This window comes from Pseudofrankia inefficax (assembly GCF_000166135.1).
Taxonomy (GTDB): Bacteria; Actinomycetota; Actinomycetes; order Frankiales; family Frankiaceae; genus Pseudofrankia; species Pseudofrankia inefficax.
Genome location: NC_014666.1, coordinates 3,482,985 through 3,499,232, shown reverse-complemented (window position 1 = coordinate 3,499,232; position 16,248 = coordinate 3,482,985). Strand labels below are relative to the sequence as shown.

Genomic DNA, 16,248 nt, shown 5'->3' with positions numbered 1-16,248 from the left:
CGAGCGCGAACTTCCGGCGTGACGTGATCTTGGTAATCGTCGTGTCCTTCCAATAGGGCCATGACTACCGGCTTCGGTGTGGCGCCGGATGCGCACCACCGGTCGAGCCGGGGACCCGGCGTGTCGCGTGGCGCGAGCGCCCCTCTTGCAGTGGTCAGGTCAAGCAATGGCTACACGCGATACCGTGGAAAAAGCATATTAGATATCATATCTATGTGTCAACGGTCACACGTCGGGCCGCGCTCGCGACCTGGTGTCAGCGGGGACAGGGGTCAGATCCGGTAGAGCTTCCGCGCGTTCTCGCCGTAGATCTTGCGCCGCGCCGGCTCCGGCAGGACCGCCATCTTGGCGGCCACCGTCGCGAGCGGAGCCGGGTACATGCACGTGGGGTGCGGGAAGTCGGTCTCGAACAGGATGTTGTCCTCGCCGACCGCGTCGACGAGCTCCGGCAGCCTGTTGCGGTTGTTCTCGAACCAGAACGTCGCGTAGAGGTTGCTCCGGAAGTACTCGGCCGGCGACTTGCGCAACGCGGCGAGATCGTCGGGAGCGTTCTCGGCCATCTCGTAGTCGAGTGCCTCGAGGATGAACGGGATCCAGCCGACGCCGCTCTCGACAGACACCATCCGGAGGTCCGGGTGGCGGTCGAAGACGCCGGAGGCGATGACGTTGACGACGACGCGGGCATTGCCGATGAACAGCAGCGTCCCGCCGATCGCGAGCTTGGTGTGGTCCGTGTGCGACGCCCACGGGTATCGACCGTGGAACGTCATGCCCGTGACGCTCGCTCCGATGTGGAAGTGCACGGGCAGCTGGTGCTCGACGCAGGCCTGCCAGAACGGGTCCCACTGCCGGCTCGCGAGGTCAGGGGCGCCGAGGTCGTCCGGATCGGACGTCATGTTGACCCCGCGCAGCCCCATCGCCGCGCACCGCCTCACCTCGCGCACCGAGGCGTCGACGCTCCAGGCGGGCATCAGCGGCATCGGCAGCAGCCGGTTGCCCGAACCCTCCTGGATCTGGGCCATCCGGTCGTTGTAGAGCTCGACGGACAGCTGGCGCATCTTCTCGTCGGTCGACGCGCCAAGGCCCTGACCACCGAGACCGATGGTGCTCGGGAACACGATCTGTGCGTCGATGCCGCACTCGTCAAGGACCTCGAGACGCACCTGGGGGTCGTGGGCGCCGACGTGGATCTGGTCGATGGTCCACGTCCGCAGCGCCTGGTGCGAGTCGCCCTTCGTGCCGTCACGGCCGACGACACCGCCGGCGCTGAAGCGACCGACGGGCACGCCACCGAAGACCCACATCAGCTCGCCGTCCACCCGCTCGACCCGCGGGACCCGGTCGCGGTACCGCGGCGGAGCGAGGCTCGTGAACAGGTCGGCCGGCTCCGACCAGTGCGAGTCGGCGTCGACGACGAAGGTTCCGTCAGCGAGCATCGTCGGGGCCTAAGACGGCATGCGTCACCGGCACGTCGTCGTTGCGGTTCGCGAACGTCGGGCTGAGCCGCAGCTGCTCCCACGCCTCGCGGTTGTCCCTCATGGTCTCGACCATCCGGTCCCACTGGGCGGGCGAGTGCTCGGCGACGACGGTGTCGACGATCTTCGATCCGCGCCGGATCTCCAGCACCTCGCAGCCCTCGGGACCGGCGCTGTACTGGTACTGCACGCCGCTCGGCACGAAGAAGGAGTCACCCGCCTTCAGCACCCGCCTGCCCATGTGGGCGGTGCCGGACACCACGTAGTACAGACAGTCCGCGGGATGGTGGTGGCGCCGCAGGACCCAGTTCGGTTTGAACCAGACGTAGTGCAGCTGGAAGCCGCCCTCCTCGGCGGTCTGGCTGACGAGCACCTTGGTCATGGCGCCGGTGTGCGGCCAGCCGGCCTCAGCCAGGCGCGCCGTCGCGGCCGCGGTCTCGTCCGAGACCTGCTGCGGGGTGAGGGCACCGGCCGCCCACAGGTCCTTCGCGGTCACGGCGGAATAGAAGGTCATGCCCCGCCAGGCGGCGTCGTCGTCCGTCGAGTCGGTGAGCTTCTCCATCGCGCTCAGTGCCTCTCTCTGCACGGTGACGAACCAAGCTCCGCCACCGAGGTTCGATATGTGATATCACATCTAGTGAGAAGAGCAAGCGCAGTCGATCGAACGAGCGGACGGAAGCGCCGAGGTGACTGACAGAGCTGAACCGGACCGCGCCGCGTCCAATGCCCGGACGCCGCGCCGGCAGACGGTGCGCACGTCGTCGATTGCCGGGCCGGGCGCACGACGGGGCAGCGGTATAGTGAACGCCGCCATGACGTCACGAGAGCCCCTGCCACAGAGGCGGATCCGCGCACGGTCGCTGAGCGAGGAGATCGCCGACGCCCTGCGCGAGGACATCCTTTTCGGCCGCCGCCGCCAGGGCGACCCGGTGACCCAGAGCGCGGTCGCCCAGCAGTTCGGCGTCAGCACCATGCCGGTGCGGGAGGCGCTGCTCGCGCTCGCGCACGAGGGCATGATCGGAGCCAAGGCGAACTACACGTTCCGGGTCGCGCGGATGAGCCGTCGCGACGTCGAGGACATCTACTGGACGCACGGCCTGCTCGCCGGCAAGCTCGCCGAACGCGCGACCACGCTGGCCACGCCGGCGCTCGTCGAGCAGTTGGAGTCGATCCAGCAGCGGTTCGAGGCGGCGCTCGACGCCAACGACATGGACTCCGTCGAGTACTACAACTGGCAGTTCCACCGCGCCGTCAACCATGCGGCGGACTCGCCGAAGATCCTGGCGACGCTGCGCAGCGTCGTCGTGCAGATCCCGAAGCACATCTACTGGCTGCTGGACGGCGCCGGCGCCGCCTCGAAGGCCGAGCATCCGCCCCTCATCGAGGCCATCAGGAACAAGCGCCCCTCCCTGGCGCGCGAGCTCTGGACCAGCCACGCCGAGACAACCGGCACGCTGGTCATCAAGTACCTCGACGAGCACGGCTACTGGGACGAGGAGTCCGAGCAGCGCTAGGGAAGTTCTCGCGGATCCCGGCCGACAGGGCCTGATCCACCGAAAGCGGCCGGAGCGGCTCCCCACGGCCGGGCCGCCCCGGCCGCGCTCCTGGGACCGTGCCCGGTTGGCGCCGTCCAACGCCGCGGCCATGACACGGCCGGTCCGAACCCTCCCGGCCGGAGCGCTGCCCTGCGCCGGCCACACTCGCGAAGGACCCCTCCCCTCCGCACACCTCGCGCGCGCCTCTTCGATCTGATATCTAATAGCTTGTATCTAATATCGCAGATCGGAGACAGGATGCTGCTGACGGGGCGGGATCTCCTCCACGAGGACGACGACCAGGCCGCGCTGCGGGCGCTCGCTCGACAGGTGGCCGAGCGCGAGCTCGCGCCCCTGGCGGCGCACTGGGACGAGACCGGCGAGTGGCCGGCGAAGTCCCAGGCCGCGATCGCACAGGCCGGGCTCTACGGGATCGCCGTCCCCGAGGAGCACGGCGGCGCGGGCCTCGGCCAGGTCGAGGTCACCATCGTGCTCGAGGAACTAGCTCGTGCGTGCGTCAACAGCGCGGTGACGGCGCAGCTCACGCTGAACGGCCCACCCCGCGTCCTCGGGCACCTCGGCACCCCGGCGATGCGGGAGCGCTGGCTACCGCGCGCCGCCTCCGGGGAGGCTGTGTTCTGCCTCGGGATCACCGAGGCGGAGGCCGGGAGCGCGGTACAGAGGATGCGCGCGAAGGTCGAGCCGGACGGTGACGGCTACCGGCTGAACGCGTACAAGAACTACTCGACCCAGGGACACAGGGCGGACGCGTGCCTGTGCTGGGCGCGCTTCCCGAACGGCGAGATCGGCGCGGTCGTCGTCGACATGACCTCCGAGGGCGTCGGCGTCGCGGGCACGCACCGGAACATGGGCCTGCACGGCAGCACCGAGGCCGAGCTGACCTTCGACAACGTGCGCATCGAGCCCGACGAGGTGCTGCTCGACGGCTCGCCCGGGAGCTTCCGGACACTGCTCGGGCACCTCAACCACGAACGCCTCGGCAACGCCGCGATGTGCCTGGGAGCCGCGCAGGGAGCCCTCGAGCACGCGACCCGCTACCTGCGCGAGCGCCCTGCTGGCTCGCGGCGCCTGGCCGACCTGCAGGGTCTTCAGTGGAAGGTGGCCGAGATGGCGACCGAGCTCGAAGCGGCGCGGCTGCTGGTCTACCGGGCCGCCCACCTCGCCGGCCCGCACGAGTCCCCGCCCGCGCTGGAGACCGCGATGGCAAAGGGCAAGGCCAACATGGTCGCTCGCATGGTCTGCGACGAGGCCATGCAGCTGCACGGCGGCTACGGGTACTCGCGCGAGTTCCCCGTCGAACGCGCCTACCGCGACGTGCGCGGCCTCTCCTTCGGCGGCGGGACCGTCGAGGTACTGAAGAACTACGTCGGCGCGCGCATCGCCGACGGGGAGGCTCCGCACGGGCCGTCGTGGCGGAGCAGCCACTGATGGCCACCGAGACAGGGAACGAGACGGACCTGCGCGAGCGCGTTCGGCGCTTCGTCGAGGAGAACCTGCCGCCCGAGTGGCGCGGCACCGGGCACGGCGCGCGCGACGACGACGCGGTCGCCGAGATCCGGCGCGAGTGGGGGCGACGCCTGCACGCTGGTGGCTGGGTGGCCCCGACCCTGGGCGAGGCCAACGGCGGGCTCGCCCTGTCCGGTTCCGCCCTGCTCGTCTACCTGGAGGAGCTCGCCCTCGCGGGGGCTCCCGAGCCGGCGAACTCGAACGCGATCGGCATCCTCGCGCCGGTCCTGGAGGCGTTCGCCACGCCGGAGCAGTGCGCCCGCCACCTCCCCTCGATGCTGGCCCACGACGTCCTGTGGTGCCAGGGCTTCTCCGAGCCCGACGCCGGGTCGGACCTGGCCCACCTGCGCACCCGCGCCGTACGCGCCGACGACGGCTGGCGCATCACCGGGCAGAAGGTGTGGACGACGAACGCCGTGCACGCCGACCGCTGCTACGTCCTGGCCCGGACCGACCCCGAGGCCGACGCGCACCGCGGCATCAGCCTGTTCCTCGTCGACATGCACCAGCCGGGGGTCGAGGTCCGGCCGCTGCGCACCATCGTCGACACCCGCGAGTTCTGTGAGGTCTTCTTGGACGACGCGACGGCACGCGCCGACGAGCTCGTCGGCGAGCCCGGCCAGGGCTGGGGCCTGGCGACGTTCGCGCTCGAGCAGGAGCGTGCCTCGCTGCTCGGTCAGCGGGCGCTGCGTATGTCGGGCGAGCTCACCGCGGCGTACGACCTCCTCGGCCCCGAGGGCGCCGCGCGGGTCGAACGCGACCTGGGCCGCACGCACGCGGCTGTCCGGGCCACCGAGGCGGTCGTGCGCCGCAACCTCGCGATGCTCGCCGCCAAGCAGTCCCCCGGTGCGCTGTCCTCCGTCGCCAAGCTGCAGTGGAGCGAGACGCACCAGCGCCTGCTGGAGCTGGTCGCCGACGCGCGCGGCCCCGAGCACTTCACCGACGAGCGGGACCTGCGGTGGGCGCTGGCGCTCCTGCACTCACGGGCCGAGACGATCTACGCGGGCACCTCGGAGATCCAGCGCAACCTGATCGCGCGCTCCGCCGGACTGCCGGGCTCACGCCGATGACCGACTCCCTGCTGCCCACCGCGACCGACCGCGTCGCCGCCGACGCGCTGCGGGCCGCCCTCGCGTGCGACGACGGGGCCGCGCTCGACCCGGCCCGCTGGAGCGAGCTGGCGCGCGCCGGCTGGCTGGAGCTCCTTGTCGACACCGACCTGTCCGTCCCGCAGGCCATCCCGGGGTTCCTGCCCCTGCTCGAGGTCCTGGGCCACCAGGTGGTTCCCGGCCCGGTCGCCCTCTCGATCGGGCTCGCCGCACCCCTGCTGGCGGCGTCCGGCAGTGCCGCGCCGCGGGCGGCGCTCGGCGACGGCCGGATCTTCACCGCCGCCACCGAGGTCAGTGCCGTCGAGGCGCCGCCCGGCGAGATCGTGGCTACCCCCGCCGACGGGCGGTTCCTGCTCACCGGCCGGTGCGATCTCGTGCCGTGGCTTCGCGACGCCGACGAGGTCCTCGTACGGGCGGCCCGGCCCGACGGGGCGCCGGTACTGGCCTGCGTCAGACTCGCGAGTGCCGGCACGGACACCGTGCACGCCCACAGCATCGACCCCACGACGAGCACCGGCTCGCTCATCCTCAGCGGCGCCGCGGCGGTGCCGCTCACGGTCACCGACGCGGAGCTCGACCTCGCGCGCGCCTGCTACTCGCTCGTCCTCGACGCGCAGGCCATCGGCTCGGCCGCCGAGCTGGTTCGCCGGACCGTCGCGTACGTCACCGACCGCCGGCAGTTCGGGCAGGCGATCGGATCGTTCCAGGCGGTCAAGCACCGGATCGCGGAGATGGTGCGGGTGACCGAGGTCGCACGGTCGATGGCGTGGCTCGCGAGCACCCGCTTCGCCGCCTCCCCGACCGCCCCGCCGTGGGAGGACGTCGACGCGAGCCGCGTGTGTGCCGGGGACGCGGCGCGCCGCGCGGCGGCCGAGGCGATCCAGTGCTTCGGCGGTATGGGCTTCACCTGGGAGCAGGGCCTGCACCAGCACTACCGGCGGACCCTGCTCGCCGGCAGCCTGCACGGCAACGTCGAGGCCGCCGCGCGCCGTCTGGTGCGCCACGGCGTCGCGCAGGCGGCGAGCGCCAGGTGAGCGGGGCCGCGATGGGCGAGCACATCGTGCGGACGTCACCGGCCGACGGCGTCGCCGTCCTCGAGATCAACCGGCCCGGTGCGCGCAACGCGTTCACCGAGCAGACCTGGGTCGAGCTGCGCGACCGGCTGCACGAGCTGGCCTCCGATCCGGGCGTACGCGCCGTCGTGGTCACCGGCGCCGGCACCAGCTTCTCGGCCGGCGGCGACATCAAGACGATGGGCCGGGTGGGGGCCGGGGTCTTCGCCCCGGCCCACCGGCTGCTCATCGCGCAGGAGACCCTGCGCACGCTGCACCGCCTGCCGCAGCCGACTCTCGCGGCGGTCGAGGGGTACGCGATCGGCGCCGGCTGGGCTGTCGTCCTTGCCTGCGACCTCGTCACGGTGGCCCGCGACGCGTTCTTCCAGGCACCGTTCCTGCGTCGCGCGGCGGTGCCGGACGGCGGCTTCGCCGCCCTCGTCGCGGCCCGGGTGGGCCGGGTCCGCACGATGGACCTCCTTCTCGACGGCGAGCGCCTGCCCGCGGACGACGCGCTCGCGCTGGGCCTCGCCAGCCGCGTCGTCGATCCGGGTCACGCCCGGGAGAGCGGCGTCGCGCAGGCCACCAGGATCGCCACGCTTCCCGCGGACGCGGTCCGGCTCACCAAGCAGCTGGTGCGGGGCCGCGAGGCCTGGCTGGACGACGCGCTCGTGGCCGAGGCGGCAGCGGCGGCGCTGGCCGGCCACAGCCCCGACTCGGCGGAGGGCGTGCGGGCGTTCCTGGAGCGCCGCCCGCCGGTCTTCAACGCCGGGCGGCGCGGCGCCGGTCAGGAGAGCTCGAACCCCTCGTAGCCCGCCTCGGCGAGCCGGGTGATGGTCTTGCGGTACCGCGGCGCGCCGGCCGTGTAGATGAGCGGCCGGCCGCGCGGCTGTTCCCGGCCGGGGATGTTCGAGTTGGCGCCGGTGACCCACCCCTTGCCCGCCGGGATCAGGGTCTTGTCGTAGGCCCGCACGGCCTCCTCGACCCAGTCCTGCTCGGCCTGGGCGGTCGCCTCGACCCGGTGGTAGCCGTGCTCCCGCAGGTGCCGGAGCAGGCCAGTGATCCACTCGACGCTCGTCTCGATGCCGCGGGGGTAGTTCGTCGACGCCGAGGCGCTCTGCGGGCCCGCGACCATGAGCAGGTTCGGGAACCCGCGGGAGGCGAGGCCGTGGTGGGTCACCGGCCCGTCGTCCCACTTGTCGCGCAGCAGCTGGCCGTCGACGCCGCGGATGTCGATGCGGTCGTAGGCGCCGGTGATCGCGTCGAAGCCGGTCGCGTAGACGATCACGTCGAGCTCGTACTCGCGCGCGGTGGTCCGGATGCCCTTCGCGGTGAGCCGCTCGACGGGCGTCTCCTGGAGGTCGACGAGCGTCACGTTCGGCTGGTTGTAGACCTCGAAGTACCTCGTCTCCAGCGGCAGCCGGCGTGATCCGAAGCCGTGGTCGGTCGGGATGAGCTTCGCCGCGACGGCCGGGTCCGCCACCCGTTCGCGGATCTTCTCGGCGATGAAGTCGGAGATCTCGCGGTTCGCCTGGCCCTCGACGAAGATGTCCTTGAAGTTGGCGAGCCAGATACCGAAGCCCGGCTCGTCGTAGAGCTTCTCCCACAGCGCGAGGCGCTCCTCACGCGGCACCTCGTCGAACGCGCGCTGGTCGGGGCCGTGGATGAAGCCTCCGGGGGTGGCGGCGCACGCCTCGAAGATCTCCGCGTAGCGGCGGCGGATGTCGGCCATCTCCCGCGCGGAGATCGGCGAGTTGTTCAACGGTGCCGACCAGTTCGGGCGCCGCTGGAACACGTAGAGCTCGGAGACCTCGCCGGCGACCGAGCTGATGACCTGGATGCCGGTGGCACCCGTGCCGACCACGCCGACCCGCCTGCCGCGCAGGTCGATGCCGTCGTGCGGCCAGTCGAACGTGTGGAACGCTCGGCCCTGGAAGGACCCGGCGCCCTCGAAGCGCGGGGAGGTCGGGATCGACAACTGCCCGAGCGCCGGGAGCAGGAACCGCGCGGTGAGCTCCTGGCCGTCCTCGGAGCGGATGCGCCAGCGCAGCGCCGCCTCGTCCCACGACGCGCGCTCGACCCGGAAGCCAAAGCGCATATACGGCCGCAGCTCCAGCCGGTCGGCGACGAAGTTGAGGTAGCGCAGGTTCTCCGGCTGCGGCGAGAACCGCTCGACCCAGTGCCACTCGCGCAGCAGGTCCGCGGAGAACGAATAGCCGTAGCTGTAGCTCTCGGAGTCGAAGCGGCAGCCGGGGTAGCGGTTGTTGTACCAGGTTCCGCCCAGATCCGGGCCGGCGTCGACGAGCAGGCAGCGCAGCCCGAGCGAGCGCGCCGCGTGCAGCTGGTAGATCCCCGCGACTCCGGCCCCGATGACGATCGCCTCGAAGTCGGTCGCGGTGGGCGACGGAGGAGTGGTCATCAGCGACATTCCATCTCGTTCGTCATATTAAATATCATATCTGATCTGCTGGTCGCAGGGCCAGCACCTCGGCTGCCCGCAGGAGGTTCCGCACCGCGAAGCTGCCCCTGGTCCACGGGCGGATGACGAGGCGGTCGGCGCCCGCCTCGGCGTACCGCTCGACGAGCTCACCGGTCAGACGGTCGAGGACGCCGGTGCCGTCGGGTCCGCTGTTCGGCTCGGCCAGGCCGACGAGCACCGAGATCTCGAGGTCGGACGGGATGCCCTGCTCGCGGCGCAGCGTGCGCAGCCGCTCGACGACCGGGCCGAGTGCCTCCGGTGCGAGGTCGACCCCGAGCCAACCGGTGCCGCGGGCGGCGGCGCGGCGCAGCGCGACCGTGGAGTGACCGCCGAACACGAGCTGCGGGACCGACACCGGCTTGGGCTCGAAGCGCGCCGGCGGCAGCCGGAAGACCGCCCCCTCGTAGGAGGCGACGTCGTCGCGCCACAGTCGTTCCATCACGTCGAGCATCTCGTCCAGGCGGGCGCCTCTGGCCTGGAACTCCCGCCCGACGATCGCGAACTCCTCGCGGATCCAGCCGGTGCCGACACCGAGCATGAAGCGGGCCGGCGCGATGTGGTCGAGCGTCACGATCGAGCGGGCGAGCCGGAACGGGTCGTGCAGCGGCACGACCGAGACCCCGATGCCGAACCGGATGGTCTTGGTGAGCGCGGCGAGATGGCCGAAGACCGCGTACGGGTCGAACAGCGGGATGCCGGCGTGGAAATGCGTCTCGCGGGTGGCCCAGGGCTGCTGGTACGGGTAGTCGCTCGCGATGTCGACCGGGGCGACCAGGTGCTCGCCGAGCCACACCGAGTCGAAGCCGGCCCGCTCCGCCTCGACGGTCACCTCCCGCATCTGCTCCATCCGCAGCGGGGTGAGGAAGAGGCCGAACCTCATCGGCCGGCCCCCAGCTCGCGCAGCAGCTCGTAGCTGATGTCGTCGCCAGACCGGGCGCCACGGACGTAGCCGGCCAGGGACCACTCGCGGGCGACCGGGTCGACGCGGCTCCACTCGTAGGCGATCGTGCGCCTGGCGATCTTCCACCGGCCGTCGCGGCGCTCCATCCGGTCGACGAAGCGCAGCCCGACCCAGTGGTCGGCAAGCCCGCCCCCGCGAGAAGGCATCCGATGGAACGCGAGACAGTACGCGTCGCTCACCGCCGCGTCACCGCGCACCTCGATGGCGACGTTGGTCAGGAAGTGCTGCGTGCAGATCATCGTGCGCAGGGACTCCTGCGCGTACGGGACGAACGCCGACGCCGCGCCGTCGAACATGCCGTGGTTGTCGACCGCGTCGTCGTGGTAGCAGGACCGCATCAGCTCGGCGTCGCAGCGGTCGGCGGCCCGGCAGTACCGGGTGAGCACGTCCTGGATCTCCTGCCTGTCGAGCAGTGCGCGCAACCGGCCGGGGTCCAGCTCCGGCCCGCCGCCCTCAGTCATGGGGCCGGAACCTGTCGAGGTAAGCGGTGCGCTGCGCGCTGTCCAGACCGAGCACGTCGCGCAGGACCTCGTCGGTGTGCTCGCCGACCAGGGGCGCGGAGCCGGCGATCCGGGCCGGGGTGTCGGACAGCTGCCACGGCACGCGGACCAGCTCGTCCGGGCCGGTCACGGGATGCTCGATCTCCTGGAGGTAGTCGGTGAAGAACCCGCGTGCCTCCATGACGTCGAGGACCGGCGCGACGGAGACCTGATGGGCCTGAAGGTCCCGCAGCACCGCGTCCCGCGGGCGGGCGGCGGTCCAGCGCGCGATCACCGGGGTCAGGACGGCGGCCGCGTCGGCGCGGGCGGCCGCCGTCGCGAACCGGCCGTCGTGAGCGAGCTCGTCCCCGCCGACCACCCGCGCGAGCCGGCGCCACATCTCGTCGTCGACCGCGGCGATCGCGACCCAGACGTCGTCCCCGGCGCACGCGAAGTGGCCGTGCGGCGCGACGTCCGGATGCGCGTCACCGGTGCCGCCCAGCGCCTGACCGCGCAGCTGCGCCTCGACGAGCGGCTCGACCATGATCGCGGCGCTCGTCTCGATCTGGGACAGATCGACGAAACGCCCGCGGCCGTCCCGCTCGCGGGCGGCGAGGGCGGCGGTGAGCGCGAACAGGACGTGGGACCCGGCGTTCGCGTCACCCATGCCGCAGCCGAGCATCCCGACGACCGGGTCGTCGTCGTAGCCGGCGAGGCTCTCCAGGCCGCCGTACGACGTCATGATCGGCGCGTACGCCCGCAGCCCGACCAGCGGGCCGGTGCGCCCGACGGCCGAGGCGGCGACCCAGATGATCCTGGGGTTCTCCGCGACGACGTCGGAGTAGCCGAGGCCGGCCCGGTCGAAGACGCCGGGCGTCAGGTTCTCCAGGACCACGTCGCTGACGCGCACGAGGCGCCGGAAGATCTCCGCGCCGGCCGGGTCCTTGAAGTCGAGGAAGACGCTGCGCTTGCCGCGGTTGTTCTGGTGGAAGTACGTGGACAGCTCGACGATCGGTCCCTCGACCGGCCTGCCGTCCCTGATCGGGCGGCCGCGCAGGCGGGCGTTGTCGAGCCGGCCGGGGTTCTCCAGCTTGAGGACGTCGGCTCCGAGGTCGGCCAGCGCGGCGCCCGCCATCGGCCCCGACCACACCCAGCTCAGGTCGAGCACCCGCAGCCCGGCCAGGAGCGAACGTGACCGTTCGCCCGCCGCGGCGGGCGCGGCGGTGCCGGGGCGGGCGGCGGCGGGGCGGGCGGCCACCCGGGGAGCCTCGGCCGGCCGTTCGAAGTGGGACGAGCGCCGCAGCAGGCGGACCTTCTGCCCGGCGACCTCCAGCTCGGGCCCGAAGGACTCGCGCCGGTTGAACTGCTCGACGTCGAGCACCTCGAGGGCGGAGTTGACCGGCGCGAGCGGGAAGCCCACCTGCTGCGCCCGGGCGAACAGCTCCGCGCGGGTGTGCCTGCGCAGCTCCGGGATGACGAGCGCGTCCGCCTCGTCCGCGCTCGAACGGGCGATCTCGACCGGGTCCGCGAACCGCGGGTCCCTGCTCCACTCGGGGTCACCCAGGATCCCGACGAACGCGCGCCAGTCCTTCGCCGAGCGCCCGATGCAGGCGACGTAGCCGTCCGCGCACGGGAAGAGCCCGAAGGGGTACGCGCCGCCCGAACCCGGGAAGCGGCGACCGTTGCGGGTGAACGTGCCGGCGGACACCGTGCGGATGCGGGCGGCGGTCCACATGAACGAGAACATCGTGGCCTCGGCGTCGACCTCGACCAGCTGGCCCTGGCCGGACCGCAGCGAGCCGACGTGCGCGGCGAGCGCGGCCGAGGCCAGGTTCGCGGCGACCGGGTACAGCGCGAGCTCGAACGGCGGCGGGAGCGGCTCGCGGTCGGGCTGACCGATCAGCGCCGACACTCCGCTGCGCGCGGTGGCGTGCAGATGCAGCCAGCGCTGGCCGGGTGGGGCGGCCGCGCTGACGCCGCACACCGCGACGACGAGCCGCGGGTTCGCCGTCCGCAGCGCGGACACGTCGCCTGCGTCGAGGACGTCGCGGCCGGCCAGGACGATGTCGGCCCGCCGCGCGATCTCGGCGAGCTCGGGCCCGTCCCACGTGGCGGGCGCCGGCTCGGCGGTCTTCTCGGCGTTCAGCGCGTCGAACAGCGCGCCGGGAGTCACCGGCCACCGCGCGTCGGCCGCCCGTCCACGGTCGCGCAGCGAGCTGTCTCCCCCGGCGGTGCGCCGGGTCACCTGAGCGCCGGCGTCGCGCAGCAGGCGCCCGGCGTAGGCCGTCGGGATGCCGCCGTCGAGCTCGACGACGCGTAAGTCGCCGAGCAGGTCCGCGTCACTGCGCAGCATGGATGACCTCGGATCGCTCGGCGCGGGTGGGTGAGGCGGGCGGGCTGGCCTCGATGGCACTCATGCCAGACCGTGACGGCCGAGGTCGAACAGCTGGATCGCGTTGCCGCGCGCGAGCTTGTAGAGCTCCTCCGGCGTGAGCTCGGCCTGCTGGGCGATCCCGGCGAGGACCGCGCGCGAGTGCGGGAACGTGGAGTCGGCGTGCGGGTAGTCGGTCTCGAAGCAGATCTGGTCGACGCCGATCACGTCGCGGTTACGCAGGCCTGTCTCGTCGTCGAAGATGCAGCCGTACACGCGGCCGGCGATGTACTCCGACGGCTTGCGCGGCAGGGCATGGCCGAACGAGTTGTCCGAACGCTCGGCCCACAGCTTGTCGGCCCGCTCCAGCACGTACGGCATCCAGCCGACCTGGGCCTCCGAATAGGCGATCCGCAGCCGTGGGTAGCGCTCCAGGATGCCCGAGAAGATGAAGTCGACCAGCGAGTTCAGGCCGTTCTGGAAGGTCAGCGTCGACGACACGATCCACGGCGCGTCCGGCGTCGTCGTCGGCATCTTCGACGACGAGCCGATGTGCATGCAGACCACGACGCCGAGCTCCTGGCAGGTCTCGAAGACCGGGTTCCAGTGGTCGCTGTGCAGCGACGGCAGCCCGAGTGGGTAGGGGTTCTCGGGGAAGGTGATCGCGTTGGCGCCCCGTTCGACGTTGCGCCGGATCTCCTTGACGCACTCCTCGATGGACCAGAGCGGCAGGATGACCACGGGCAGGATCCGCCCGACGGCGGCGCCCGCGCACCAGTCCTCGATCAGCCAGTCGTTGTACGCGCGGACGCAGAGCATCGCGAGCTCGCGGTCCTTGGCCTCCAGGAACGCCTGCCCGCAGAAGCGCGGCAGCGTGTTGGGGAAGCACAGCGAGGCCTCGACGTGGTTGGCGTCCATGTCGGCCAGCCGCGCCGCGCGCTGCCAGGCGCCGGGCGCGACCTGGTCGAAGGTGACGCCGCGGAAGGCGAGCTCGTCGAACCCGACCGCCGCGTTCGGGAGCATGAGCGGAGTGGCGAGGTCCTCGTAACGCCAGACGTCGACCCAGTCGGCGGCGTCGTCGGCCTCCCAGACGAACTTCATCTGGCCGCCGACCTGCTTCTCACTGACCTGGATGCGCTGGCGCTCGACGCGTGGCCCGACGTCGTGGAGCGTGGACGGCAGGCGATCGGTCCAGAGCGTCGGTGGCTCGAGGACGTGGTCGTCGACGGAGATGATGCGCGGGATGTCGTGCGGCTCGATCATCGGTGTCCCTCGTCAGATGGTGACTCGCCTGCCCCGTGGGCGGCCTGGCGTCCTGCCTCACCGCCGTGCCCACCGCCGACCGCAGGAGTAGTGCGTCGGCATTTGATATCAGATATCGTATCGTAGTGTCATGGGCGAGGGGGCGATTCGCAGCTCCCCGATCCGAGCACCCACGGGCCCGACATCGCGACGTCGTCCCGTGCTCGGCGCGACCAGAGGAGTATGTGGGCAGATGGCCGGCGACACACACGACTTCGTGATCAAGGGCGGCACCGTGATCGACGGGACCGGTCGGCCGTCGTTCCAGGCGGACGTCGCGGTCACCGACGGCCGCATCAGCCACGTCGGGCCGGACCCGGGCCCCGCGAAGCGGGTCTACGACGCCGACGGCCTCACCGTCATCCCCGGTTTCGTCGACGTCCACACGCACTTCGACGGCCAGGCGACCTGGGACAACCGGCTGCTGCCGTCGTCCGAGCACGGCGTCACCACGGTGATCGCCGGCAACTGCGGCGTCGGCTTCGCGCCCGCGCACGTCGACGGCCACGACCGTCTGATCGACTTCATGGAGGGCGTCGAGGACATCCCGGGCACCGCGCTGCACGAGGGCATCTCGTGGGAGTGGGAGACGTTCTCGGACTTCCTCGCCACGCTGGACTCGGTCCCGCACGACGCCGACCTGGGCGTCTACCTCCCGCACTGCCCGCTGCGCATCTACGTGATGGGTGAGCGGGCGCGCTCGGGCGTCGAGGCGACCGGGGCCGAGATCGCCGCGATGGCGTCGCTCGTGCGGGAGGCCGTGCTGGACGGGGCGATGGGCTTCTCCACCTCCCGCACGATCAACCACCGCACGGTCGCCGGCGAGCACATCCCGACGCTGTCGGCGGCGAGCTCCGAGCTGCTCGCGATCGCGCGGTCGATGGGCGAGACCGGTCGCGGCATCATCCAGCTGACCACGGACTTCAACGATCCCGAGGCGGAGTTCGCGATGATGCGCCGCCTGTCGGTCGAGTCCGGGCGCCCGCTGTCGTTCTCCCTGGTCCAGGAGCCGGGCACGCCGGACCGCTACCGGCTGCTGCTCGACCTGCTCGCCGACGCCGTCCGGGCGGGCGTCCCGATGCGCGCGCAGGTGCCGGCCCGGGGCGTCGGCCTGGTCATGGGGCTCGACTCGTCGCTCAACCCGTACTCGCGCAACAGCGCCTACCTGGAGATCGACCAGCTGCCGCTCGCGGAGAAGCTCGCCGCGATGCGCGAGCCCGGTTTCCTGCCGCGGCTGCTGGAAGCGGACCGACGGTTGCACGAGACGGGGCGGACCGAGGGCCGGCTCCTCTACGACTACGACCGCATCTTCGAGCTCGGCGACCCGCCGGACTACGAGCCGGGACCGGAGAACAGCATCGGAGCACGGGCGGCACGCGAGCGGGTCAACCCGGCGGAGCTGATGTACCGCCTGCTCACCCGCGGGGACGGGTCGACGCTGCTCTACGCGGCCATCACCAACGCGGTGCCCGGGCGGCTCGACGTCGTCGGCGAGATGCTCCAGGACCCGAACACGGTCGTCGGGCTCTCGGACGCGGGCGCCCACGTCGGCCTCATCGTCGACGGGAGCTTCCCGACCACGCTGCTCGGCTACTGGGGGCGGGATCGCGCGGACGGGACCATCCCGCTGGAGCGGCTCGTGCGCAAGCAGACGTCCGAGACAGCGGGGCTGGTCGGGCTTGACGACCGTGGCCGCCTCGAGGTCGGCCTGCGGGCGGACATCAACGTCGTCGACATGAGCACGCTGCGCCCGCACCGCCCGCGGGTGGTGCACGACCTGCCGGCGGGAGGCCGGCGGTTCCTGCAGGGCGCGGACGGCTACCGGCACACGTTCGTCGCCGGGGTCGAGACCTACCGGGACGGCGAGCCGACCGGTGAGCTGCCGGGCCGGCTGGTGCGCGGGCGCCCGTTCACCGCCGTCACCGGCTGAGCGCGACGCCCGGGCGCCACGCCAGGCT

General features: G+C 72.0%; 13 protein-coding genes. 6 read left to right on the top strand and 7 right to left on the bottom strand.

Translation table 11 applies throughout. From position 1 onward, the window contains the following. Window positions 1-272 precede the first annotated feature (272 nt). Together FRAEUI1C_RS14385 and FRAEUI1C_RS36285 are read right to left on the bottom strand one after the other, a co-directional pair. Entirely contained in the window at window positions 273-1,436 is a 1,164-nt protein-coding gene (locus FRAEUI1C_RS14385) for an amidohydrolase family protein (protein ID WP_013424037.1), read from the bottom strand. Next, entirely contained in the window at window positions 1,426-2,061 is a 636-nt protein-coding gene (locus FRAEUI1C_RS36285; protein ID WP_157734935.1) for a cupin domain-containing protein, read from the bottom strand. Before FRAEUI1C_RS36285 ends, FRAEUI1C_RS14385 begins: the two co-directional genes overlap by 11 nt. Window positions 2,062-2,287: 226 nt before the next feature. On the opposite strand from FRAEUI1C_RS36285, the gene FRAEUI1C_RS14375 reads away from it, so the two are divergent. The 5 genes from FRAEUI1C_RS14375 (at window position 2,288) to FRAEUI1C_RS14355 (ending at window position 7,510) form a co-directional block, all read left to right on the top strand. Then, window positions 2,288-2,989 (top strand): GntR family transcriptional regulator, encoded by a 702-nt coding sequence (locus tag FRAEUI1C_RS14375; protein WP_013424035.1) that lies wholly within the window; start codon window positions 2,288-2,290, stop codon window positions 2,987-2,989. Between the two features lie 279 nt (window positions 2,990-3,268). Continuing rightward, a complete protein-coding gene (locus tag FRAEUI1C_RS14370) occupies window positions 3,269-4,459 on the top strand; it encodes an acyl-CoA dehydrogenase family protein (protein WP_013424034.1) in 1,191 nt (396 codons plus the stop codon). Beyond that, window positions 4,459-5,607, top strand: coding sequence for an acyl-CoA dehydrogenase family protein (locus FRAEUI1C_RS14365; RefSeq protein WP_013424033.1), 1,149 nt, complete (start codon window positions 4,459-4,461; stop codon window positions 5,605-5,607). The genes FRAEUI1C_RS14370 and FRAEUI1C_RS14365 overlap by 1 nt, the downstream gene beginning before the upstream one ends. Then, complete coding sequence (locus FRAEUI1C_RS36280) at window positions 5,604-6,680, top strand: acyl-CoA dehydrogenase family protein (protein WP_013424032.1); 1,077 nt, start codon at window positions 5,604-5,606, stop codon at window positions 6,678-6,680. Before FRAEUI1C_RS14365 ends, FRAEUI1C_RS36280 begins: the two co-directional genes overlap by 4 nt. Continuing rightward, window positions 6,677-7,510 (top strand): enoyl-CoA hydratase/isomerase family protein, encoded by an 834-nt coding sequence (locus tag FRAEUI1C_RS14355; RefSeq protein ID WP_157734934.1) that lies wholly within the window; start codon window positions 6,677-6,679, stop codon window positions 7,508-7,510. The genes FRAEUI1C_RS36280 and FRAEUI1C_RS14355 overlap by 4 nt, the downstream gene beginning before the upstream one ends. Here FRAEUI1C_RS14355 and FRAEUI1C_RS14350 read toward each other — a convergent pair. From FRAEUI1C_RS14350 to FRAEUI1C_RS14330, 5 genes are read right to left on the bottom strand one after another with little or no spacing between them, the layout of a single operon-like run. Continuing rightward, entirely contained in the window at window positions 7,486-9,117 is a 1,632-nt protein-coding gene (locus FRAEUI1C_RS14350; protein WP_041260799.1) for a flavin-containing monooxygenase, read from the bottom strand. The genes FRAEUI1C_RS14355 and FRAEUI1C_RS14350 overlap by 25 nt on opposite strands. 34 nt (window positions 9,118-9,151) lie before the next feature. Then, window positions 9,152-10,057 carry a TIGR03619 family F420-dependent LLM class oxidoreductase gene (locus tag FRAEUI1C_RS36275; protein WP_013424029.1) on the bottom strand — a complete coding sequence of 302 codons (906 nt, stop codon included), beginning with the start codon at window positions 10,055-10,057 and terminating at the stop codon, window positions 9,152-9,154. Then, on the bottom strand, window positions 10,054-10,599 hold the full coding sequence (locus FRAEUI1C_RS14340) for a nuclear transport factor 2 family protein (RefSeq protein ID WP_013424028.1): 546 nt from the start codon (window positions 10,597-10,599) through the stop codon (window positions 10,054-10,056). The genes FRAEUI1C_RS36275 and FRAEUI1C_RS14340 overlap by 4 nt, the downstream gene beginning before the upstream one ends. Further along, window positions 10,592-12,970, bottom strand: a complete 2,379-nt coding sequence (locus FRAEUI1C_RS14335) for a CaiB/BaiF CoA-transferase family protein (protein ID WP_013424027.1) — start codon at window positions 12,968-12,970, stop codon at window positions 10,592-10,594. Before FRAEUI1C_RS14335 ends, FRAEUI1C_RS14340 begins: the two co-directional genes overlap by 8 nt. A gap of 60 nt (window positions 12,971-13,030) precedes the next feature. Further along, window positions 13,031-14,251: an amidohydrolase family protein gene (locus FRAEUI1C_RS14330; protein ID WP_013424026.1), complete on the bottom strand. Its 1,221-nt coding sequence runs from the start codon at window positions 14,249-14,251 to the stop codon at window positions 13,031-13,033. A gap of 232 nt (window positions 14,252-14,483) precedes the next feature. Here FRAEUI1C_RS14330 and FRAEUI1C_RS14325 point away from each other — a divergent pair, with 232 nt between their 5' ends. Beyond that, a complete protein-coding gene (locus tag FRAEUI1C_RS14325; RefSeq protein WP_013424025.1) occupies window positions 14,484-16,220 on the top strand; it encodes an N-acyl-D-amino-acid deacylase family protein in 1,737 nt (578 codons plus the stop codon). The last annotated feature ends 28 nt before the right edge of the window (window positions 16,221-16,248 follow it).

Bases quoted from the DNA above. Each gene is read 5' to 3' on its own strand.
- FRAEUI1C_RS14385 (WP_013424037.1), bottom strand. From the start codon at position 1,436: ATGCTCGCTGACGGAACCTTCGTCGTCGACGCCGACTCGCACTGGTCG.
- FRAEUI1C_RS36275 (WP_013424029.1), bottom strand. From the start codon at position 10,057: ATGAGGTTCGGCCTCTTCCTCACCCCGCTGCGGATGGAGCAGATGCGG.
- FRAEUI1C_RS14350 (WP_041260799.1), bottom strand. From the start codon at position 9,117: ATGACCACTCCTCCGTCGCCCACCGCGACCGACTTCGAGGCGATCGTC.
- FRAEUI1C_RS36280 (WP_013424032.1), top strand. From the start codon at position 5,604: ATGACCGACTCCCTGCTGCCCACCGCGACCGACCGCGTCGCCGCCGAC.
- FRAEUI1C_RS14325 (WP_013424025.1), top strand. From the start codon at position 14,484: ATGGCCGGCGACACACACGACTTCGTGATCAAGGGCGGCACCGTGATC.
- FRAEUI1C_RS14340 (WP_013424028.1), bottom strand. From the start codon at position 10,599: ATGACTGAGGGCGGCGGGCCGGAGCTGGACCCCGGCCGGTTGCGCGCA.
- FRAEUI1C_RS14335 (WP_013424027.1), bottom strand. From the start codon at position 12,970: ATGCTGCGCAGTGACGCGGACCTGCTCGGCGACTTACGCGTCGTCGAG.
- FRAEUI1C_RS14370 (WP_013424034.1), top strand. From the start codon at position 3,269: ATGCTGCTGACGGGGCGGGATCTCCTCCACGAGGACGACGACCAGGCC.
- FRAEUI1C_RS14330 (WP_013424026.1), bottom strand. From the start codon at position 14,251: ATGATCGAGCCGCACGACATCCCGCGCATCATCTCCGTCGACGACCAC.
- FRAEUI1C_RS14365 (WP_013424033.1), top strand. From the start codon at position 4,459: ATGGCCACCGAGACAGGGAACGAGACGGACCTGCGCGAGCGCGTTCGG.
- FRAEUI1C_RS14375 (WP_013424035.1), top strand. From the start codon at position 2,288: ATGACGTCACGAGAGCCCCTGCCACAGAGGCGGATCCGCGCACGGTCG.